Below are 21,839 nucleotides of genomic sequence, written 5' to 3'. Positions count from 1 at the left end.
TGTCAAGAGAAAAAACAGGCTTACTTATTGAGTCAGTTTGGGCATAGCCCCAGCCTCTCCCCTGTCTATAATTTTGTGGTGTGGGAGATGAAGAAGATGGAAGTGCATTGAAGAGCGGCGCGACGGATTTCATCGATACAGCCCCCCGCCCTAGCAGAGAGCTAGGGACGGGGGCACCCTTGAAAGTTTTGATGGACAAGAAAGCTTGGCCCGGGCCACCCCCAAAGGATCAGCTGTTTTTCGCACGGAAATTAGTTACTTCGCGAAAGTAATTATCGGCGCACTATCTATCACGGACTGCGGCACTCCCAACTGAATAGCCGAAAGCTTGTCGATCGCCATGCCCTGGAGAACAATTGCATCTTCTTTGAAAACCCCGCCGGTCCCTTCAATTCTGGCTCCGAAGGTACGATTGCGTGATTTTGTCATGATGATATAAACATCACGGCCTTTCTCTCTTTTGGACAAAACATGGGCCAGTTCGATCATTTCGGGATGCGCTTTCCAAAGGTTCATGTCTCCAACGTCGGCTGGGAACAGTTTCCCATTGTTAAGCAAGCGCTTCCCCAACTCTCCATTTGGATTTTCATTCAAGAGGCGCTCAACAATTTGACGATTGTCTGAAGTGCCGACGTAGGCATCAGGCCGCCAGGATTTCGCCTCAACGCCCTTGTAACGAAATGTGACTGGCTTATCGGGCAGATTCCACTCAATACGAAGCGCCGGCTGCAATTCTCCTCTTTTCGTCAGATCCTTCGTCAGCCGGTCAACTTCCGATTTTGCAGTCTTCAATTCACTCTCTCGTTTGTTGTATCTCGACCTGATATCTTTCTCAGTCTTTTCGGCCTCTGCGAGCCTTTCTTTCAACTCGGCGGAAGCATCCTTTCCTTGCTCTTCCACGAGACTCTCAAGGTTTCCAACCTGTTTTTCCGCATTCTCAAGGGTCCCGGCGGCGTCTTTGAATCGTTGTTCTGCATTGCGCAATTCCCCTTCGGCCCGAACCAAGTCCTGGCGGGTTGCAGGGGGAACATCTGGCACCGAAGTTGGTTTGGCCGTTGAGCCACCATGTGCTCCACCACCGCTCACGTTGGGATCGATATGACGGTCGGCCGTCAAAGTTTCAACAGGAAGCGGCTCATGAACTCCGGTCACGTTGCCCTCTCCCAGAGCTATCCCTCTTGGGTCATAGTCGGCCATTCGCCCCTGGGTTCCACCATGCCCCGCACCACCGCCCGAGCTTGCCGGCAGAGGATCAATGCTCCGGTTCGCCGCTCCAGTATCCTCTATCAATTTGCCTGAAGCACTGCTCCCCTTCTTCTCAGAAAGCGCGTGGTGGGTAAGCAGCCCCGCTCCCAACAGCGCAAGTTGAACCACGTTGGAATTCAACCCCCATTCCTCGACTGCTTTTTCAATAGCAATGTTTATGAAGATTGATTTTGCCAGCCCGGTAACACCGCCCGTAACCAAATCAGGCAGGTACCCCAGAAGCTCGAACACAAACGGAATGAGTACGAGAAGATAGGAGGTCCTTCGATAAATTTCGCCCCAAACGGCATCATTGTCATAGACTCTCCCGAGCCAGTCATAGCTGTCGACTCGAAATAGTATCCCTTCAAATCCTTCATGCTCAATATATGCCCCAAGATTCGGCTCCCACCACACAATGAATATATGTCCAATGGTTTGATTGATCTGGAGGGTCTTGCCCCGATTGTAACGGCTATTTATGGGAATCTGGATTTCGTCAAGCGGGCTCGGTTTTTTCTCTCTCAACTCCTTCACCAGTCCTTTAACAGCCGCCATTTCCACCATGGGTACCAAAAGTGCCCCAATCTTTGCGGCGAAAAGCATGATCTGTATGTAGGCTTTTACCGTTTGCTTAAGCTGTTCATTTCCCGCATGGTGCTGCCACAGATAATCGAGCCGAATCGCAAAATCTGCGAAGTAAGGGTCGGCGGCATCGGTAGCGTCAAACAAAAATTGCTTTTCCTCATCGCTGAAACCGGCTTTATACGCCTCCGGTCGTGCTACCAGCGCCTGGATATACAAAAGCCCCACCATATACCAATACAACTGGTGCCGCAGCGTCAGATCGACCTCCTTGGCTTCCCGGCAGCGCTTAAGCAGGACGATGGACAAAAGCAGGTCCTTCTGCGCAAGCACCAAAGTGGATAGCGCCTCGAATGCCGTGGAAAAATCGTCTGCGTTATACCGGTTAAAAGTACGGTTGCATCTATCCAGGGCATATGACAGCAGCGACAATTGCTCCGGATTCTTCAAGGCTTCGAAGTTGCGCAGCGCCTGCAAGGTGGGCTCTTTTTTTTCTTTCTGAAAATACGCGAGCTTCAGGTCATCAAGAACCCGAGCCAGTTTTTTCTTGATTTCGATGTCGTTTTTCAGCACTTTTTGCTGTTCGGTATTCAGTGCCGCAAAGCGCTTGGCCAACAGTGTCTTTTCCGTCTTTATGCCGCTTGAGAATTTGAAGGAGTAGTAAGCGTCTGCTTTTCTAATCGCCAGTGAGGCCGTCCCAAAGAAGATGTACAGCGACCGTTCATTGTTATCGCCGTACGGAAGGGAGGCTTCCAGATAGGCCTCAACGCATTCTACGAGTTGCGGCCCGGTGAGATTGAATATCTTGTTTGTGAACTCAGCCGGCTTGGCATCGGGCGAATCCATGAATTTCTTGAAATCAGCCACAAACTTGCGCTGATTTTCAGTACGCGGCGGGGTCGGCCGTGGCCCTTCAAGATCGGGTGGCGCATGAGGGAGCGCGGGGACAGTGTATTTCTCCTGTGCAACAAGTTCCTTCTCCACCCCCTTCACTTTAACGTTCCCTGTCTTTTCAACGGAAATTTTCTTCTTCTCGGCAATCGCCGGCTTTAACTTTTCATCCCGCTGCCATGTATCCAGTGCGTCATAGCGTCGCTTCCAGATGGTATCTTTCGAGGTAACCAGCGATTCGTATTTCGCCGCAAAATAGCTGTCGCCCAGTCCCAGCGCCTGGAAAGACACGCCAAAAAAGATAATCAATGAATTCTTGTCATTGTCAGGGTACTTCTGGGACGCTTCCACATACACGCGTAGACAGTCAAAAAGCTGATCAGTCTTCTTAAGCTTTGCGGTGTATTCAGAAACTGCTTTTTGATTCGGTTGCTTCATGTGCCTGTCAAACTCGCCCAGAAAACCTCGTTGTGTCCAGGACAATTTGGTTTTTTGCTGGGCGATTTGTGCAGACAATTTCCGCTTTTGGGTTGAATCCAGTTCCGAATAAGTTTTTTGCCAATCTGTATTGGCGGCCTGCGTTAGGGCGTCAAACCGTAAGGCAAAATATTCGTCGTTTTTTTGGACAGCCAGCAACGAAACACTGTAAAAGACCGTCAGTGAGCGTTTGTGCTCTTCTTTTCCCCGGTAATCCTTGGAGACATCAAAATAGATGGCAAGGCACTCGCGAAGATCCTTAGGTTGAAGTCCTTTAATATAGCCGGAGAGCGCGTCATACGCGCCGGCCTTCGCCATGTATGCCCTGAAACGGCTTACAAATTCCTCTTGTGTCGACGTAATTTCCATTGTTTTGACCGATCAGATCAGCACGCGTCACCAGCATCTATCAAATCCTGTCTTACTGATCGCCGGCCGGCACCACGAAGTTCGCTCCGCCTTCGATGAGAATCTTCTTGTCGACGTGCGGATCGCCACGTTCGCCGGAGAGAATACGCGCAGCCATGCGGACGTTATCGAGCTCTTTCTGGCGGGTCTCTGCCTGGGCCTTCTTGACGTCGATCATGCGGTGATCAAGCTTGAATTTCTCGAGCAGCGTGTGAGAAGCAGGCAAGGCCTCGATGAATAAAGAGTTCGTGGGCACTACCAGGACGTCATCATCGCGCAGCGGATTGGTGAGGATGGTCTGGTAAATGGTCTGCAACTGGGGCAGGATCTTGGTGAATTCGTCGTCCTTCAGTTTTTTCTTGAGGCAGCAGACGTATTGTGAAAATTCGTCCAGGGACCAATTCAGCGGGTCCGACGGGTCAACGAGCTGGCCGGTTGCGCGGTCCACGTAGGGATCCATCATGAAATCGGTGAGAGCGTTGGATTCGAGCAAAGGAAAGATGGCGTAGTTGCCCTTGAAGCCGAGGAGATTATCCAGATCTGCAACCTGGGACAACGGTTTAAAGGCGATCTGGGGATTGAACTTGGTGACGGATTCGAGGGGGAAAACCTTGACATCGCGACCGCCGAAACGAGGCAGGGATTCGTGAGGAGGCGCCATGGTTGTGGGATTCGGCGTGTCGAAGTTCACCTTAAACCCGCGGCTGGCATTGGCGAGGTCGGGAACCGGAGTATTGTGCAGGCGGAAGAAGCGCTGGTCAGAGGGCTCATGCCTCCAGATGGCCTGCATGTAATACATGATGTTGTCTTTGACGTGGACCTGCAGACGGACAATTTCCGTGAGGTGGTTGTTGTGCTCGCGCAGCGCCTTGGTGTAGGTCTCAGTCAGAGCATTGAGCGCGGTGACCTCTCTTTCGAGACGGAACATGAGATCGCGAACCTGGTCGGCCGCCTGATCGGCACGCTCCTGCAGGGCCTGGCGGTTGCTGTTGTTCATGTCGGGACTAGGGGTGTTCTGGCTCGAGCCACCGCCAAAGAGGAAGCTGCCTATGCTGTTGACGACATCGCCGGCGACGTTTTCAACGGTGCCGAGAATGCCAGATGAAGCCGCACCGGACTTCTGGTAGACGGCCTGATCCATCAGCGACCTTTGAATGGTCGCCTGCTGGCTGGCAATGGCCAACTCCTGGCGGAGTTCGTTGACGAGGCAGCGTTGTTGACTAACGTTGGTCCGCATTTCTTCGAGAGCAATCTCATCACCGGCGGTTTGGGCAAGATTATTCAGGACCGGCAGGAAAGAATCGTCGAGGATCACCCGCTTGAGAATCCAGTCATGGCGAACCAGCCATGCCTGATCAATGTCGCCAGGCTGCGGGAATTCCTGGGCGACGAGGACGACTGGCTGAACACGATAGAGACGTTCGTAGACACGATAGCGGCGCTGCAGTTCGTAGAACAGGAAGGTCACCGCGATCTCATCGTTAGGATTGACAATCTCAGTGGTTTCCACAGAGTCGTATTCGTGAGTCTCTTCGGTGTTGATCTCCGTGGTCTTTTCCTGTTTGAACTCCTGGGCCGCCTTGAAAACCGCCTCGTGGAAGGATTTCTTGAGATCCTCGGAGCTCTTGCTGGCATCCTGTTTGAAGGTCGTGGTAAGGGTATCGCTGCCTACCTCCATGTTTCCTTTGGCCTCGTTGGAAAGAGAAAAACTCGTGTTGTTCGTGGCCTTGTTCGTTATTTGCTCTTCGGCGCGGTTGGTTTCACTGGTCTCTTGCTTGAGAACGCGCAGATTGTTTTCGAGCTCTTTTTGGGTCCGTTTCTTTGTCGTCTTCCTGGTGATGACAAGCTTCTGAGTTTGCTTGGGGGCCAGAGGAATGGATTTGACCAATGGTCCGGCTTGATAGCTGAGAGGCGTCCAGAATTGGCGGTAAGTATTCAGGACGCCGAAGTTGACGCTGCGCTCCTTCTCGTTGGCCGCATAGATCGTGAAGTTATAGTTTTCGAGAAGCTTTTTGTTCAGAGCCTGAAGAAGAGCTGGGAGCCGCTCAATGGGATCAGCGATCGCCATGGGATTGACGACAGCGATGCGGTAACCGCGAGCGTCCACCATGAGGGCATTGACCATGCTGGCATTGTTGGTATATGGACAATTGTCTGCAGAGGAACCAAATCCAGTTACAGTGGCGCCAGCCGGAGGAGGCGCCAATCGGGTACCCGGAGCTTCGCCACGATGGTCGCGGACTATTACGGTTGGCGTGGCGTGAGCATTCATAACGACTTTTGCTTCCGCATTAAGAACGATTGCAGGATGAAGATTGTTGTAGTTGGGATGATCCGGATTGCCGCCCAAGCCAAGAATCGTCTCGTACGCGCTTTGGGCCAGGTCAAGAGCGCCCTGATCAATCGCTTCTTGCCAGACATAGTCGAAGGCGATTTGGAGACTATTAAAATCATGAAATGCAGGAACGTCGGCCGGGCTGGGATCAAACAGGAAAGATTGGATACTCTGCTGAACGCTATCGCGCGTGGCGACAGGCATCAGACCAACAACAAGCTCTTCCTCAGGAGCCGTGAGAGGATCCACGAGGCGCGCGAGGTAGCGGGGAATATCGTCATTCGTTATAGTGACGACCCCAGAACCGGGTGTGGGCGGCGGATTGCCAGGCGAAGGTGGTGGAGGATTCAAAATGGAATCCGTGCAGTCGACATGAGGAGTGGCAGGCTGACACAGAGGCAGGCGATCGATGGCTTGAACGAAGCTTGTTGGAGCGGCCGGCCCGGTGACGGCGGCTACAGCCGTCGCAGGCACCACACCATCCGCGCCAACTTGCGCTTTCAGGTGGGTGACTTGATCTGCACTAAGCGAGATAAACCCGCGAGCAGGCGCACGCTTCGACGGATCGTCTGAGTTTACGGTCTCTTGAACGGTCTTGACGGTGGCGGCAGAACTTTTTGTGAAGACGCTTTCGGCTGGACCAACGATGCGCTCCGGATCAATCGGTGAACTGGGAAGTTTTGACAAAGCACCTTGGACTGAAGATTTGAACTTCTGACTGAAGGAAGCGACGCGGGTGCGATGGGTCTCTACAAGACTTTGGGCGGCGCTAACGTGGCCATTGATAAGATCGGTTTGACGAGCGACTAGAGTGGTCAGGCGGCCAACGATGTTTGCGGAGGGCTCAAAATCTTCTGGAGTTTCAGAAGGAAGAGTAATCCCCGCTTTTTGCAGTTGGGCGGTAGTCAGGCGGATGATGTATTGCTCCATCGCGCCGGCGTGCTGGCGAACGATCACGCTGGAATAGAGGAGCAAAGCATCGGGCGAGATTCCCGGTTCTTCCGGAGCCAGCACCTCCAACTGAACAGAGGGGCGGTTACTTTGGGCGCCGCTCTGGAAGCTGGCATCTTCATAGGTCAAGGTAAACGAGCCGTCGTCGCCGGTGAGAACAGAACCGAGGCGCACATTGGGCTGAAAGACACCGATGGATGGAGGTGCGCCCGGCGGCGCAGGTATTGTAGCGACAGCGCTAAAGAGAGCCACCAGAAGATTGGGGATCCCAACTCCGGATTCCTTAAGAATGACCCGACCTGAAATAGTATTCACACCGCCTCCTAAGCAGAAGACGCGGAAGCGTCATCGCAGAACGACACGTTATTTAGTGACAGAACAACACGAAACCGTTTCAACCCAGCGACTGAGAAGCCAGAGTGGTCAATTTGACAATCAGGGGCTTACCCGGAAGCAACGAGAAACGCCGCCGGGTGGCTTGAAACCAGCTAATAATGCCAAAGCCAGTCGTGGGCAGAATCGAGCTTGTCCAGCAGCAAGACGCCCGAGTCAGACGGGCACCCCAGACGAGAACCTGGGCATCTAGTTCCAGATTTGTCTGATCGTGATATCACTCTGGCACCAAAACATTGACCCCTTGGAAATTACGGGCCATCATTGAGAAGCGGTTGTCAGCCACCGCTTGCCGGCGAAAAACGACCGCAAAAGAACGGGGTGAGCGCGAAGCGAGCGCCGGATTGCGCGAGCGTAGCGCGAGGGCGAAGCAGCGGAGCGTTGCGGAGCCCTTAGAACGCGGGTGAGCCAAATGCGAGCGCCGGATGAGCGCGAGCAGTTGGCGAGGGCGTAGCAGCCTGGTTTTGGCTGCGGAGCCCTTAGAGTAACGACGGCATTCAAGAATGCCAGGGCCTTTATGGCCCATTCAGCTCTTTGACAATTTGTGTGCTAATCGGGGTCTCAAGACTGAGTACGAGCAGCAAGTCCCCCACCCCGGATCGATTCTCGCGAGTAATGACGCAGGTCAGACGCGATTTTTGCGCTCCAAACACCCGCCAGCAAGTGGTGGGGAGTCCAAACCACTTGATCTCTGCTTTTGCCTTTGAAACTCGAAACTGTTTTCTAAGCGTTCATCTGCGGCGAAAAAGTCTTTGCACTTGCTTTGGCTGAGAACTGAGAACCGGGAACTGAGAACTGCTTCAGCAAGTCCCCCGCCCCAACTCGATTTTCTCCAATAACGACGGGGGTCCGAAGCGATTTTGGGACCAAAAATACCTGCCAGCAAGTGGGGTGGGTACGTGGTTTTTTCAGGCCATGCCCCCCTGCGGATTCACGGTCTTCAGCTTCACTTCGCGTTTTCCTGCTTTCTCATGTTCGCCCTCCGCGCCTTGTAGTCCGCCCAGGCCGATGGTGCGAGTTCACCGAAGCCGCGGCAACTGCGGAATACGGCGGTAAGACAGCGGAGATCTACGTCGAAAGCACGCTGTGTGGGCGCGTCCGCGGTCTGTGACAGACTTGCGAGCAAGATATGTGCGGGTCCTCCTGTAATGTACGGAACACCGATTCTGTAGCCCTCGGTGGAGGGGAAGGTCACGGGATCATCTGTAGACTCGACCTCATATTCAAATGGGACCAACTCTTTGTCTATGCCCGAGTTGCTTCTTACCAGCTCACTTCTTAGCTGTGCTATCGAGGTCCAACTCTTCTTTAACTTGCCTTCTCTAACTTCAAAATGAGAGTAGAGGGACCAGGGCTGGACACCAGAATAAGCTAGACCTGTGGAGAGTAGCTGCTCTGCCCGATATCTCAGCGGAAGTTCCAACACCCGAGGTTGAATAACGATGTTAAAGGTGCACTCTCGCACTGTGCAGGTGAACGGTCCACCTTGGTTTGCCGAAATCTCGACCTTTCCTCCCGGATCGTGAAGTGTTGTGCCGTACCGGGGCAATTGCAAAATTGGGGATTGTATAACGGGAGTACCGCCATAGCGATTTGCCAGTTCACGTACTTCGAACAATCCCGCTGTGGCAAAGGGAAATGACTTCAGCTCGTTAAGCAAGCGCTCAGCTTTGTGGTGCTGGCGGACTGAATCCAGGTACAGCAGAAGCCAGCAACAGGAAATGAATATGAGGAACCCGAGAAGGAGAAGGCTCCCAGCTCTGCGAATTCCACGCCAGTTGTGCATATCTGCAGGTCAAGCGAAATCCGATATAGTATTTAGACTCCGCATGTGGAGCTTATGTTCCATGGCCACAGGGGCATTGAGCGTACCGTGGACTTATGGCTTGAAACGTTAGAAACTATTTCTCAGCAGGAGGCTTCCCCCAATGCCCGGTCATCGTCGCGCCGCCCTGAACTTCATCTTCATTACAGTGCTGCTCGACATGATCGCCCTGGGCATTATCGTGCCGGTATTGCCAACGCTTGTGGCTGACTTTCTGCACGGCGATACGGCGCGCGCCGCCGAGATGATTGGACTGTTTACCACAATGTGGGCGCTGATGCAGTTCATCTTTTCTCCGGTCCTCGGCCTGCTCTCTGACCGCTTCGGGCGGCGGCCAGTGATCCTGCTTTCCAACCTGGGGCTCGGGTTGGATTACATTGTCATGGCGCTTGCGCCGACAATTAGCTGGCTGTTCCTGGGACGTCTGCTCTCAGGAATCACCTCGGCCAGCGTGAACACAGCCAATGCATATATCAGCGACGTTATACCGGTCGAGAAACGGGCGCGTGCCTTTGGCATGCTGGGCGCGGCTTTCGGCGTAGGGTTCGTCTTAGGACCCGCATTGGGAGGATGGCTGGGAGCAACCAATCCAAGACTTCCCTTCTGGGTTGCCGCAGGTTGCAGCTTGCTGAACGCGCTTTACGGTTTGCTGGTCCTTCCGGAATCGCTTCCTCCTGAGAGGCGCCAGACACAGTTCGACTGGTGGAAAGCCAATCCGCTTGGCTCACTCAACCTCCTTCGCTCTCATGCCGGGTTGCTTGGACTGGCCGCCGTGAACTTTCTTGGCTACCTCGCGCATGAGATCTACGCCACAGTCTACGTGCTTTACGTAATTTATCGCTATGGGTGGGGACAACGAACCATCGGCAACTCGCTCGCGGTGGTCGGTATCGCCTCGATGATAATCATGGCGGTAATAATTGGCCCGGTGGTAAAGCGCTTCGGAGAACGGCGCGCGCTGTTTGCCGGTTTGCTGCTGGGCGCGTTAGGATTCGCGCTCTTTGGCTGGGCGCCGACTGGATGGCTTTTCCTCATCGCCATCCCGATTAACTGTCTGTGGGCGCTTGCGGGCCCGCCTTCTACGTCAATGATGACGCAGCGCGTCTCCGCCTCAGAACAAGGACAGCTTCAAGGCGCGATTGGGTCGGTGCGCAGCATCGCAATGATAGTCGGGCCAAGCATCTTTTCCGTGACCTTTGCATTCTTCATCGCGCCGGGGCGGCGGTTCCATTTACCAGGCGCCCCCTGGTATCTGGCCGCGTTGCTCTTATTGGTGGCGCTGGCGTTAGCCTTTGTGGTCGCGCCTAAGACCGCTCCCGCCGCAAACAAGGAATCAGAAGTCGCGGAAGCTCAGGTGGTTTAAAGCTAAGTCCGCAGGGATGGCACGCGCTGCATCCAGCGTTGTGCAGTGGTTACGCATTGCTCGAGTGACCGCTTTGCCTTCCAGTTCAGAATCTTCTCTGCCTTTGCAGGATCAGCAACCAGCACAGGGGGATCTCCGGGGCGGCGTGGTGCAATACGCTTGGGCACCGGGCCACTTACCTTCTCAACCGCATCCAATATTTCTTTAACGGAATAGCCGCGCCCCGTACCCAGGTTGAGAAAAATCGAGCTTCCTTGATTCGCCAGATACTCCAGCGCCAGAGCATGGGCCTCACCCAGGTCATTGACGTGGATGTAGTCCCGAATGCAGGTGCCATCGGGCGTAGAGTAGTCGTCTCCGAAGATCTGCAATTCCGGCCGCATGCCTGCGGCAGCTTCGAGTGCAACCGGAATCAAATGGGTCTCCGGGTCATGCAATTCGCCGATCTCACCGCTCTCATCGGCGCCCGCAGCATTGAAATAACGCAACCCAGCAAAACGCAACCCGTAAGCCACATCGTAGGCCTTCAACGCATATTCAAAAAAGGCCTTGGAAGAGCCGTAAGGATTTACCGGTTCCCGCGGCGTATCTTCCGTAATGGGAATTTTGGCAGGGGTGCCGTAGACCGCGCAGGTTGAAGAAAAAACAAGATACTTGATTCTTGAATCCACCAGGGCGTTGAGGAATGTGAGCCCTCCCCTGACATTATTGTCAAAGTACTTGCGCGGATTTTGCACCGACTCGCCGGCCTGACTGTTTGCGGCAAAATGCATTACGGCCTCAACCCGCGCCAGGGCTGGAACTAAATGAGCGAGATCGGCAATATCGGCCTGGATCAACTCAAAACCGTTGGCAAGAAAAGCATATCCGGTGGCTAAGTTGTCGTAAATCAGGACCTCGTGCCCGCGATTTCGAAGAATCCGGGCAGTGTGGCTTCCAATGTAGCCTGCTCCGCCGGTTACAAGTACACGCATTGCGTCTCCTGAAAAATCTATCTTAGTCCTTGGCTTTAATTTTGAGCTGGCCCTGCAGGCGTATATCACGTGAGGATGAACCCACCAGGACCTTATAGTCGCCGGGGGCCACCACCCAATCATGGCGCTTCACATCCCAGTAAGACACGGCGCGCGCGTCCAGTGTCAGATGAATGTGCGCCTTCTCACGCGGGGCCAGGCTCACTTTTTCAAAGCCCTTCAACTGCTTGGGAGGTTGCGGAACGGTGCTGGTGGAAGGCATACCCAGGTAAAGCTGCACCACCTCGGCGCCGGTCACACTGCCGGTGTTGGTTACGTCAAGATCTATACTCACCGTAGGCTGATGTTTGCCGTCGAAAGAAACATCTTTGGGCGAGATTTTCAAATCTTTGTAGGAAAAAGTTGTGTACGAGAGTCCGTGACCGAAGGGGAAAAGAGGTGTGATTCCCTTGGCATCGTAGTGACGGTAGCCGACAAAGACGCCTTCCGAATAGTGTGCAACCTTATCTACACCGGGGTATTGCTCGGGCGTGTTGGCAGGAACATCGGCGAGATTTTTGGGGAACGTAAGGGGAAGTTTGCCAGATGGATTCTGGTATCCAAAAAGTACGGCCCCTACGGCATTACCATCTTCCTCACCGGGATACCAGGCCTCCAGAATAGCGGGCACCTGGTCCGCCCACGGCATAAGAACTGCCGATCCACTCTTAACCACTACTACTGTGTGAGGGTTGGCGGCGGCAACCTTCTGCACCAACTCATCCTGATTCCCTTCCAGGGAAATAAGGTGGTCACGTCCTTCCCGCTCATTGTCAGCAACCATGACTATGGCTACATCTGCGTCGTGAGCCACTGAAACGGCTTTGGAGATATCACTCCCATCACTAAAGTTTACGGTCACCTTGTCGCCTGCGCGGCCGCGTATGCCATCCACAGGGTCAACCGTGTACAGCGGAACGACATGCGAACTGCCTCCGCCGCCGGTGATGGCCTTGACCGCGGCGGGTCCAATTACTGCAATGGACTTGAGATGAGCAGCATTGAGCGGAAGCACCCCACCGTCATTTTTGAGCAGCACCATGCTTTCTTCAGCAAGACGCCGCGCCGTGGTTCCGTTGGGTTGCGCTGGCAACGGCTTGGGGGTTGATGGATGATCGAAGATGCCGAAGCTCATCATGCTTCGGAAGCGGCGGATTAGTTTGTCGTCAATTACGGACATCGGTACTTTTCCTGATTCCACCGCAGCTTTCAGGTCGTCCCCGAAATATTTTCCGGTAGGCATTTCCAGGTCCAGTCCAGCCATGGCTGCGGGAACCGTGCTGTGAACAGCACCGAAATCAGAGGTAATGAAACCATCAAATCCCCACTCTTTTTTGAGGATCTGGTTCATGATGAGATCATTCTCACAACAAAAAGTGCCGTTGATCTTGTTGTAGGCACACATCACAGAGGCCGAGTGCCCCTGCTTGATGGAAACCTCAAAAGCAGGCAGGTAAATTTCACGCAAGGCGCGCTCGTCAACTTCTTCATTGATGACGAACCTATCTGTTTCCTGGTTATTGGCGGCGTAGTGCTTGACGTTGGCAATCTCGCCCTGACTTTGGATACCGATAATGTTGTTGATCGACATCTGCCCGGCAAGATAAGGATCTTCTCCGTAGCCTTCAAAAGTGCGCCCATTCTGGGGCACACGCACGATGTTGATGGTGGGCGCTTCCACCAAACCGTTGCCCAGGTCTTTGGATTCTCCACCTACGATGGTGCCGTAAAGATTCGCCAGCTTGATGTCCCAGGTCGCCGCCAGAGCGATCGGCGCAGGCAGCGCCGTGGCCGGGGCTTGAGTCTGGGGAGTCAGATTGCCTCCCGGACCTGCACCCGCGGGCCCATTGGTGATGTGGAAGTCAGGAATGCCCAGGCGCGGAACACCAGGTACAACCCGATAGTGTTCCGAATCCTTGATGCCATGCAACTCCTGGATCTTTTCATCAAGGGTCATCTTGTTGACAAGCTCCCGGGCGCGCTCATCGGGCGTTTGAGATTGGGCCCAGAGTGTGGCCGTACTCACTATCAGCGCGGCCATCAGGGCGTACATTGTTCTGCGTGTGGACATCGGTGTCCTCCAAAGAAATTAGATATGGTTCATGAATAGTTTTGAAAGGGCACGGCTTCAGCCGTGCCTAAACAACAGTAAATGAAAACTGATCCAATTACTTATGCAATCTGGTTGACCAGGGTCCCCACCCGCTCGATCTCAACTTCAACCTTGTCGCCCGACTTCATAAAAACAGGCGGCTTGCGCGCAAAACCCACGCCAGGAGGAGTGCCAGTCGAGATCACATCGCCGGGGTTCAACGTAATGCTGCGGGAGATGTACTCGATCAAAACAGGGACATCGAAGATCAAGTTGGCTGTGGTGGAATCCTGCATCACGTTGCCATTCAGGCGCAGTTGGATACGCAAACCGCTGCCATCGCCGATCTCGCGCTGGGTAACCAGCCATGGCCCGATGGGGCCAAAGCAGTCCGCGCTTTTCCCGCGATACCACTGATTATCGGCAAACTGGAAGTCGCGGGCGCTTATGTCATTCGCGCAGGTGTAGCCTGCAACATACTTAAGGGCATCTGCCGCCTTCACCCGCCTGCAGATTTTGCCGATCACAACCGCAAGCTCTGCTTCATAGTCTACCTGGGTGCTGTCAGGCGGGAGCGGAACCGGCAGGTTGTGAGCATGAATGGCATTGGAGGTTTTGGCAAACAGGAGCGGAGCTTGTGGCAGTTTCATATCAGATTCTTTGGCGTGATCACGATAATTCAAACCGACACAGATGAACGTCTGCGGGCGCACCGGCGGCTGGAATTCAAGTGATGAACCGAGTGGTGTAGCCTCTCGCAAAAATTGTCCGTCGCGGGCCAGAAGTTCTTCTATTAGGGGAAGCGCCGCGCAAAATGCTGCATCGTTCGTCCCCTTAATGGCGTTGGCTACTGCTTCCCGGACTGGTTGCGGTGTTGCGGGACGATCAAGAACGCTCCAATCGAGCAACCGCTGATCGTTGCCGACCAGGAACAAACCGGCCTTCCCATTTAAAACGTACCTACCTGCCTTCATGTATTCCTCTTCCCTTCCATGAATAATTTTGAATGAATAAAATAAAATGTTCAGCGTAATACCGACTCGGTTTTCACTTGCTGCTGTCCGGCGCTTGATTTTGTTGTCTCTCGCAGCCTGCCGGCGGCAATCTCAGGCGTGATATCGCGCTGCGGTGTGCCCAGCATCTCGTATCCGACCATAAATTTCTGTACCGTGGCAGAGCGCAGCAGAGGAGGATAGTAATGAGCGTGCAGGTGCCACTCCGGATGCTCTTTCTTATCCGTAGGGCGTTGATGGAAGCCCATCGAATAAGGGAAAGATATATCGAAGAGCTTGTCATAGCCTGATGTGATCTGCTTCAGAATGTCGCTGAGCGCATCCCGCTCTTTCTCAGCAAGTTCGTCCATCGCTCCCAGATGCCGCGTGCTCATGACTAAAATTTCAAACGGCCACACCGCCCAGAATGGCACCAGGGCAACGAATGCCTCGTTTTCACAGACGATTCGCTCTTTGGCCTTTTGCTCCAGCTTCAAATACTCGCACAGCATGCAGGCGCCTTGCGTCTTGGCATACTGCTCCATGGATTCCTGCTCACGAATGGGCAGGTTGGGCAGGTTCGCATTGGCCCAGATTTGGCAGTGCGGATGCGAATTGCTGGCCCCCATCATGGAACCGCGGTTCTCGAATATTTGCACGTGATTGATCCAGGGAATGCTGCCCAGTTCGTTATATTGCTGGATCCAGACGTCCACTACGCGCCGGATCTGTTGCAGGTTCATGCTGGCAATCGTGAGATCGTGACGGGGATCGAAACAAACCACACGGCAGATGCCCTGCTCGGGATGAGCCACGATTAATCCATCGAGATCCAGGTGCGTGTCAGGGACAGAAGGCAGCAGCGCCGGAAAATCGTTATCGAATACCAGCGTTGTGTTGTAAGAGGGATTGCGCACCCCGGCTGCCCGCGCATTTCCCGGACACAAATAACAATTGGGATCGTAGGCCGGTTGAACTTCCCGCGGCGCTTCATGAACCTTTCCCTGCCAGGGCCGCTCGGTGCGATGAGGAGATACCAGTACCCACTCGCGTGTAAGCGGGTTGTAGCGGCGATGAGGTGTATCTCGCAACTCCATCATGTGTCTTTTATCTAAAGGGCTCCGCAGCCAAAACAAGGCTGCTGCGCCCTCGCGCTCCGCTCGCGCTACCCGGCGCTCGCTTCGCGCTCACCCTCTATCTAAGGGCTCCGCAACGCTCCACTTCGTTCCGCTGCTGCGCCCTCGCGCTCCGCTCGCGCTATCCGGCGCTCGCTTCGCGCTCACCCTCTATCTAAGGACTCCGCAACGCTCCATTTCGTTCCGCTGCTGCGCCCTCGCGCTCCGCTCGCGCTATCCAGCGCTCGCTTCGCGCTCAGCCTGTGGATTCGTTGTCTTTCGTTTTGCAGCGTCCTGCGCCTTCGGCAGAAGTGCACGCGTAAATCTCTGGGCGGCGGCCGGTCTTTTCTTCGTAGGCATCTGCAATCGTTCGCTGCAGGTGCATTATGGCCTCTTCCTTGACCAGGCTGATGGTGCACCCACCAAACCCTCCACCCGTCATGCGGGAGCCGTAGACGCCTTCCTGCTTTGTAGCGATTTCTACCATGATGTCGAGTTCAGGACAACTGACTTCGTAGTCATCGCGCAAACTACGATGTGAGTCGGCCATAAGACGGCCAAAACCGCTTAGATCATTACGTTGCAGAGCCAGGGCCGCTTCCGTAACGCGCTGGTTTTCTGTAACCACGTGGCGGCAACGGCGGTAGAGAACTTCGGTAAGCCGGGCGCGGTGGCGGTCGAGCTCCACCAGGGTAATATCACGCAAAGATTGAACTCCGGGAATCGCCGCAGCAAGCAGCCGGACACCTTCTTCGCATTCAGACCGGCGGACGTTGTATTCCCCGCCGGCCAGGTGGTGGTTCACCATAGTGTTGCAAATCAGCAGGCGGATATCTCCATTCAATGGCAGCAGCCGGTAATTGAGAGAGCGGCAATCGAGCACCAGCGCGTTACCCGTCTGTCCGAAGCAGGCAATGAACTGGTCCATGATTCCGCAGCGTGCGCCTACGAACTCGTTCTCCGCTTTCTGGCAAAGTTTGGCCAGATCCTTGCGGTCAATCTGCAATCCAGATGCATCCAGCAAAGCATAACCAGTGGCAACCTCGATGGCCGCAGAAGAACTCAGACCCGCACCGATGGGAATATTGCTTAAAACCGCCAGGTCCGCGCCGCGAAGCCTATAGCCTGCGTTCTGCAATACCCAAGCCACACCGCGGATGTAGTCGCTCCAGTGTTGCGTGGGAGCGTTGTTGTCATCGAGAGACAATTCGATGGTTTCATTGTAGTTGGCAGAATGCACAACCAATCGGCGGTCATCGCGCGGAGCAATAGCAACACAGCAAGAGAGATCAATGGCGGCGGGCATAACAAATCCGTCGTTGTAATCGGTATGCTCGCCAATAAGGTTTACCCGTCCAGGTGCGCGGTAGAGCGTGGGGGAAACGCCAAAGATGACGCTAAACTGGGCTTTGAGCGCAGTCCACGGATCTATGCGTTGAGCTAGCGATGATGTTGTCATGGAGTTTAGGGATGTGCCGCATCCTTTTTCTGAGGTGGAGAAGGCAAATTGGCGGTTTCTTCCAGATCCTGCGGCACAGCGCGCTGCCGGCCGAGCAGGAGCATTCCCAGCCCAAATACCAACAAAACCACCCCCCAAAGCAGATTGATATTGATGCCCAAAGACCGCTCGTAGAGCGCTTGATTACTCAAGGCGCCAAACACAGTCAGTACTATCCCAAACAACGTAAACAGCACGCCGATCGGCAAACGTATATCCAGTCGCATTGTGCAGAAACCTTCCTTTAGATTCCTTCTTACTGAAAAACTCTTACCAAAATATAAAATTCAGTATCGCTGCCCCGCCCAGCACACAGACCGCCAGCAAGACTGGCCGTTGATACCACTTCAGATGCTCCTGCGCCGGGCGCTGGGTCAACGAATATACCAACCCCTTCAACTCTTCTTGGTTGCGCGGCTTGGTTGCCAGACCGATGATAATTGTGATGACAAAACAAGACGTCCAGGCGAATATTGCCGCCCAGAAGTTCTGCGCCACCTCGCTTGGGTAGATATGCACAACGTGCAACCAGCCGCCTTTCACACCGGCTACAATTACTTTTCCAATCACTTCTACAATCCGGCATAGCCCAGACGGGTGGAGATTACATGAGCGCCTTTTTTGACCGCCGCGGCGAAAACCCGCGCCTTCTCGGCTGTAATCCTCGTAATCGGACCACTGGTACTGATGGCTGCTGTGACCTTACCGCCCTCGTCAAAAATAGGGGCGGCCACGCAGCGGGCGCCCAAAACCGCCTCTTCATCATCCATGGCATAACCACACTGGCGGATCTTGGCGAACTCTTTCTTAAGACGCGCCGGATGCGTGATGGTATGTGGTGTGAAACGTTCCATGGTGCGGGAATCGAACATCTCTTCGATATCTTCCGCAGGCAAATAAGCAGCGATGGCCTTGCCCAAAGACGTGCAATAAATAGGACGCCGGGAGCCAATCTGCGAAGCCAGACGGAACGTGTGCGAGCTCTCAATCACATCCAGGTAGAGAAGCTCGTGACCGTCAAGAATTCCCAGGTTCGTGGTTTCGCCGGTGACCTGCCAAAGCTTTTGCAATACCGGGCGGCTGATCTTGCGGAGCGTTTCTTCGTAATTGATTCCCGCCCCCAGGCGTGCGAGCTTGGGACCAATGACGTAAGCACCCGCATCATCCCGGAAAAGATAACCTTCACTCTCCAGATGTGCGAGGAAACGATAAGCCGTGCTCTTGTTAATGGTGGTAAGCCGGGCAATCTCTTTCAACTGCAACCCGGTGGGGGCGGCGTGCAGAGTGTCTAGAATTCTCAGCACTTTCACCACAACCCCTACGGGCGCAGACTTCGATTCTCTCTGACGAAGCATCGGATGACCTCCTAAAGTGCGGGCGTGAGCCATACAATCAGTCTCTTCCACCCCATGCCTCCAGTTCCGCAATGCGAACCTTCGGCGATGCACATTTTACCTCATAAAACGTTTTATTAAATGAAATAAGAGTTTTCAATATTGGATTCTACCCGAAAATCGGCCTAATGTCGCGCCTGCATAGCACAAATTAATAAATGTTCTCCCTGGGAGAAGTAAACGTTTTATCTTATGAAGTAAACGTTTTCATAGTGAATTCTATCCCACAATTTGTTATAGGTCTCTGCCGAATTGACTGAGACCGCATTTCATCAAGAAATACGGCGTTCCGCCGCATCTGGCCGGACCAGGACCCGCAAGATTGCTTCCCTGCTCTGTTAAGATAACTACGCTTTGAATATCTCGCTCTTCATTGCCTGTTATAACGACACTTTATTTCCTGAAACTGGCATAGCCGTGGTGCACGTGCTTGAGCGTCTTGGGCAAACCGTTGATTTTTCCAGGGCACAGACCTGCTGCGGACAGATGCACTACAACAGCGGTTACCAGAGTGAAGCGCTTCCGCTGATGCGAAAGTTCATCGAAACCTTCCGCAATGCGGAAGCTGTTTGTATCCCTTCGGGCTCATGCGTAGCAATGATTCGCGAACAGTATCCCCGCATTGCCGCCGAGACCGGGGACCGCAAGCTGGCTGCTGAGGTTAATACATTACTGCCCAGGGTCTACGAATTTACAGAGTTGCTGGTGAACAAGCTGGGAATTGAAGATGTGGGCGCGTTCTATCCTCACCGTGTTACCTACCATGCTTCTTGTCATTCGCTGCGCGGCCTACATATTGGTGACATTCCACTGCGGCTTCTGCGCAACGTGCGCGGGCTGGAGTTGGTAGAGCTGCCAGAGTGGGACCAGTGCTGCGGCTTTGGAGGCACCTTCGCGATAAAAAATGCGCAGACATCGGCCGCCATGCTCGCCGACAAAATGAAAAACATAATCGGTACTGGGGCGCAGGTATGCACGGCAGGCGATAATTCATGCCTGATGCACATCTTCGGAGGCCTGCATCGTGAACAGGCCAACGTAAAGACCGTACACATTGCTGAAATCCTGGCTTCTACGGAAAACGCCTCGACAGAAAATGCTTCAACCGAAGAAGCCTCTACCCAGAAAGTTTCAACCGGGAAAGGCAGCAAAGAATGACGGTTCGCATAGGATGGTCGGCAACCGCGCCTGATTTCCAGGACGCAGCCAAAGTCTCTCTGGGCAATGCGCAACTGCGCCGCAACGTGAAGTATGCGACAGATGTAATCCGCGCCAAGCGGGCCAAGGTTGTGGGTGAGATGCCCGATTGGGAGCAGCTTCGCCAGGCGGGCGGCGACATCAAAGCCCACACCATGCGCCATCTCGACCGCTATCTGTTGCAGTTTGAAGAAAACATGACGCGCGCCGGCGGGCAGGTGCATTGGGCGCGTGACGCCGATGAGGCCAACCAGATTGTCCGCGGCCTTATTGGGCAGTACGGTGGGAAAGAGGTCATCAAGGTTAAGACCATGACCTCTGACGAAGTTCAACTGAACCGTGATCTTGAAGCGCACGGGATCACTCCCTATGAAACCGATCTGGCCGATATGATCCTGCAGCTTTCGCAGGATAAGCCCTCGCACATCGTTGTGCCGGCGCTTCATAAGAACCGCTTCGAGGTGCGCGAGATCTTTAAAGAGAAAATGCATCTTCCCGAATTGGGAGATCAGCCGACTGACCTGACCGACGCAGCGCGTCACTATTTACGGCAAAAGTTTTTGACGGTGAAAATCGGATTCAGCGGAGCAAATTTTGCCGTGGCGGAGACCGGCTCTTTGGTCGTAGTGGAATCGGAAGGCAACGGGCGCATGTGTCTTACCTTGCCCGATGTGCTTATCAGCCTGGTTGGAATTGAAAAGATCGTACCTACCTTTCAGGACCTGGAAGTATTTCTGCAAACCCTTCCGCGCTCAGCAACTGGCGAGCGTATGAATCCCTATACTTCCATATGGACGGGCGTCACACCCGGCGACGGTCCACAGGCAGTGCATGTAGTTCTGCTCGACAACGGACGCACCGCGGTCCACGCCGACCCCATCGGACGCCAAACCTTACATTGCATCCGCTGCGCCGCCTGTCTGAATGCCTGTCCTGTGTATCGCCAGACCGGAGGTCATGCCTACGGCTCAGTGTATCAGGGCCCGATCGGCGCCATTCTGACGCCGCAACTTCAATCCATGGAACACTCTCAGTCGCTGCCCTATGCGTCTTCCTTGTGTGGCGCTTGTTATGAGGTCTGCCCGGTCAAGATCGATATCCCCGAGGTGCTGATCCACCTTCGCGGTAAAGTCGTGCGCGAAAAGCGCAGGCACCTGGGCGGCAAGCTCGATCTGGAAAACCTGGGCATGCAGGCCATGACGTATATCTTTGCCGATGCGAGACGGCTGGAAGCAGCACAACGCATGGCCCGCATTGGACAGTGGCCGTTTGTGCACAAAGATATGATTACCAAATTGCCGGGAATGCTGGCGGGATGGACTGCGGCGCGCGACCTGCGTCCTATCCCCAAACAAAGCTTCCGGGAGTGGTGGCGTAAGCGCGAGAGGAAGCCCAATGCCTGACGCCAACTCAGCAAGAGAAGAGATTCTGGCGCGCATTCGTAGTTCGAACCCGCCGGATAGCGATGATACCCGGCTCATTCAGGAATGGATGGCCATACGCCGTCCCTTTCGGCGAAAAGGCAGGCTCGATCCTGAAGATCGCCTGCAGTTATTCGAAGACCGGCTCAATGACTACGGCGCGGGCGTACACCACGCAATCTCTCAGACCGAATTGCCGCAAGTGATTGCGGCAGCGATACAAGCCCGTGGAAAGCGCAAGATGCTGGTTCCGCCTGAGTTCCCGCAAGCATGGCTTCCCCAAACCATCGAAGCCATTAGAGACAACCAGTTGAGCCATGACGCTCTTGATCAATGCGATGGTGTAATCACCGGCTGTACACTCGCTATCGCCCTAACCGGCACCATCGTGCTGCAAAGCGGACCTATGGAAGGACGCCGTGCCCTCACCCTGATTCCTGACTATCAGGTATGTGTTGTGCGTGCCAACCAAATTGTTGAATTTGTGCCCGAAGCCCTGGAGGAGCTGCACTCGATGGGCACAAGACCTATAACTTTTTTCTCCGGCCCCTCGGCTACTTCTGATATTGAGATGACTCGCATCAAAGGGGTGCATGGCCCCCGCGTGCTCGACGCAATCATCTTCACTTAAATAAGATTTGCTT

At 54.2% G+C, this 21,839-nt stretch carries 14 protein-coding genes; 4 read left to right on the top strand and 10 right to left on the bottom strand.

Features of this window, described 5'->3' with window-relative positions; all coding sequences use genetic code 11:
- Nucleotides 1-255: 255 nt before the first annotated feature.
- Complete coding sequence (locus VK738_14525) at nt 256-3,516, bottom strand: hypothetical protein (GenBank protein ID HTD23871.1); 3,261 nt, start codon at nt 3,514-3,516, stop codon at nt 256-258.
- Between the two features lie 103 nt (nt 3,517-3,619).
- A complete protein-coding gene (locus tag VK738_14520) occupies nt 3,620-7,207 on the bottom strand; it encodes a hypothetical protein (protein HTD23870.1) in 3,588 nt (1,195 codons plus the stop codon).
- A gap of 2,006 nt (nt 7,208-9,213) precedes the next feature.
- Here VK738_14520 and VK738_14515 point away from each other — a divergent pair.
- Nucleotides 9,214-10,473, top strand: coding sequence for a TCR/Tet family MFS transporter (locus VK738_14515; GenBank protein HTD23869.1), 1,260 nt, complete (start codon nt 9,214-9,216; stop codon nt 10,471-10,473).
- A gap of 2 nt (nt 10,474-10,475) precedes the next feature.
- Here the strand turns inward: VK738_14515 and galE are convergent, their stop codons facing one another.
- From galE to VK738_14475, 8 genes are all read right to left on the bottom strand, one after another.
- Nucleotides 10,476-11,447: a UDP-glucose 4-epimerase GalE gene (gene galE / locus VK738_14510; GenBank protein ID HTD23868.1), complete on the bottom strand. Its 972-nt coding sequence runs from the start codon at nt 11,445-11,447 to the stop codon at nt 10,476-10,478.
- Nucleotides 11,448-11,469: 22 nt separating this feature from the next.
- Complete coding sequence (locus tag VK738_14505; GenBank protein HTD23867.1) at nt 11,470-13,557, bottom strand: glycoside hydrolase family 3 C-terminal domain-containing protein; 2,088 nt, start codon at nt 13,555-13,557, stop codon at nt 11,470-11,472.
- Nucleotides 13,558-13,658: 101 nt separating this feature from the next.
- Complete coding sequence (locus VK738_14500) at nt 13,659-14,552, bottom strand: fumarylacetoacetate hydrolase family protein (GenBank protein ID HTD23866.1); 894 nt, start codon at nt 14,550-14,552, stop codon at nt 13,659-13,661.
- Nucleotides 14,553-14,602: 50 nt separating this feature from the next.
- Entirely contained in the window at nt 14,603-15,670 is a 1,068-nt protein-coding gene (locus VK738_14495) for a UDP-glucose--hexose-1-phosphate uridylyltransferase (protein HTD23865.1), read from the bottom strand.
- A gap of 271 nt (nt 15,671-15,941) precedes the next feature.
- Nucleotides 15,942-17,144: a galactokinase gene (locus tag VK738_14490; GenBank protein ID HTD23864.1), complete on the bottom strand. Its 1,203-nt coding sequence runs from the start codon at nt 17,142-17,144 to the stop codon at nt 15,942-15,944.
- Nucleotides 17,145-17,149: 5 nt separating this feature from the next.
- Complete coding sequence (locus tag VK738_14485) at nt 17,150-17,410, bottom strand: hypothetical protein (GenBank protein ID HTD23863.1); 261 nt, start codon at nt 17,408-17,410, stop codon at nt 17,150-17,152.
- A 43-nt stretch (nt 17,411-17,453) separates the two neighbouring features.
- Complete coding sequence (locus VK738_14480; GenBank protein ID HTD23862.1) at nt 17,454-17,753, bottom strand: hypothetical protein; 300 nt, start codon at nt 17,751-17,753, stop codon at nt 17,454-17,456.
- A gap of 2 nt (nt 17,754-17,755) precedes the next feature.
- The gene (locus VK738_14475) at nt 17,756-18,538 is read right to left on the bottom strand and encodes an IclR family transcriptional regulator (GenBank protein ID HTD23861.1); all 783 of its coding nucleotides are present in this window, start codon (nt 18,536-18,538) and stop codon (nt 17,756-17,758) included.
- A gap of 393 nt (nt 18,539-18,931) precedes the next feature.
- Between VK738_14475 and VK738_14470 the strand changes: the two genes are divergently transcribed.
- From VK738_14470 to VK738_14460, 3 genes are read left to right on the top strand one after another with little or no spacing between them, the layout of a single operon-like run.
- Nucleotides 18,932-19,735, top strand: coding sequence for a (Fe-S)-binding protein (locus VK738_14470; protein ID HTD23860.1), 804 nt, complete (start codon nt 18,932-18,934; stop codon nt 19,733-19,735).
- Complete coding sequence (locus tag VK738_14465) at nt 19,732-21,177, top strand: LutB/LldF family L-lactate oxidation iron-sulfur protein (GenBank protein ID HTD23859.1); 1,446 nt, start codon at nt 19,732-19,734, stop codon at nt 21,175-21,177. The genes VK738_14470 and VK738_14465 overlap by 4 nt, the downstream gene beginning before the upstream one ends.
- Nucleotides 21,170-21,826 (top strand): LUD domain-containing protein, encoded by a 657-nt coding sequence (locus VK738_14460; protein ID HTD23858.1) that lies wholly within the window; start codon nt 21,170-21,172, stop codon nt 21,824-21,826. Before VK738_14465 ends, VK738_14460 begins: the two co-directional genes overlap by 8 nt.
- The last annotated feature ends 13 nt before the right edge of the window (nt 21,827-21,839 follow it).

It is taken from the genome of Terriglobales bacterium, assembly GCA_035487355.1.
Taxonomy (GTDB): domain Bacteria; phylum Acidobacteriota; class Terriglobia; order Terriglobales; family Acidobacteriaceae; genus QIAW01.
Note: the sequence above shows the minus strand (reverse complement) of the source record. Positions and strands in the feature narration are given on the sequence as shown.

Bases quoted from the DNA above. Each gene is read 5' to 3' on its own strand.
- VK738_14525 (HTD23871.1), bottom strand. From the start codon at position 3,516: ATGGCGAAGGCCGGCGCGTATGACGCGCTCTCCGGCTATATTAAAGGA.
- VK738_14515 (HTD23869.1), top strand. From the start codon at position 9,214: ATGCCCGGTCATCGTCGCGCCGCCCTGAACTTCATCTTCATTACAGTG.
- galE (HTD23868.1), bottom strand. From the start codon at position 11,447: ATGCGTGTACTTGTAACCGGCGGAGCAGGCTACATTGGAAGCCACACT.
- VK738_14505 (HTD23867.1), bottom strand. From the start codon at position 13,557: ATGTCCACACGCAGAACAATGTACGCCCTGATGGCCGCGCTGATAGTG.
- VK738_14500 (HTD23866.1), bottom strand. From the start codon at position 14,552: ATGAAGGCAGGTAGGTACGTTTTAAATGGGAAGGCCGGTTTGTTCCTG.
- VK738_14495 (HTD23865.1), bottom strand. From the start codon at position 15,670: ATGATGGAGTTGCGAGATACACCTCATCGCCGCTACAACCCGCTTACA.
- VK738_14490 (HTD23864.1), bottom strand. From the start codon at position 17,144: ATGACAACATCATCGCTAGCTCAACGCATAGATCCGTGGACTGCGCTC.
- VK738_14485 (HTD23863.1), bottom strand. From the start codon at position 17,410: ATGCGACTGGATATACGTTTGCCGATCGGCGTGCTGTTTACGTTGTTT.
- VK738_14475 (HTD23861.1), bottom strand. From the start codon at position 18,538: ATGCTTCGTCAGAGAGAATCGAAGTCTGCGCCCGTAGGGGTTGTGGTG.
- VK738_14465 (HTD23859.1), top strand. From the start codon at position 19,732: ATGACGGTTCGCATAGGATGGTCGGCAACCGCGCCTGATTTCCAGGAC.
- VK738_14460 (HTD23858.1), top strand. From the start codon at position 21,170: ATGCCTGACGCCAACTCAGCAAGAGAAGAGATTCTGGCGCGCATTCGT.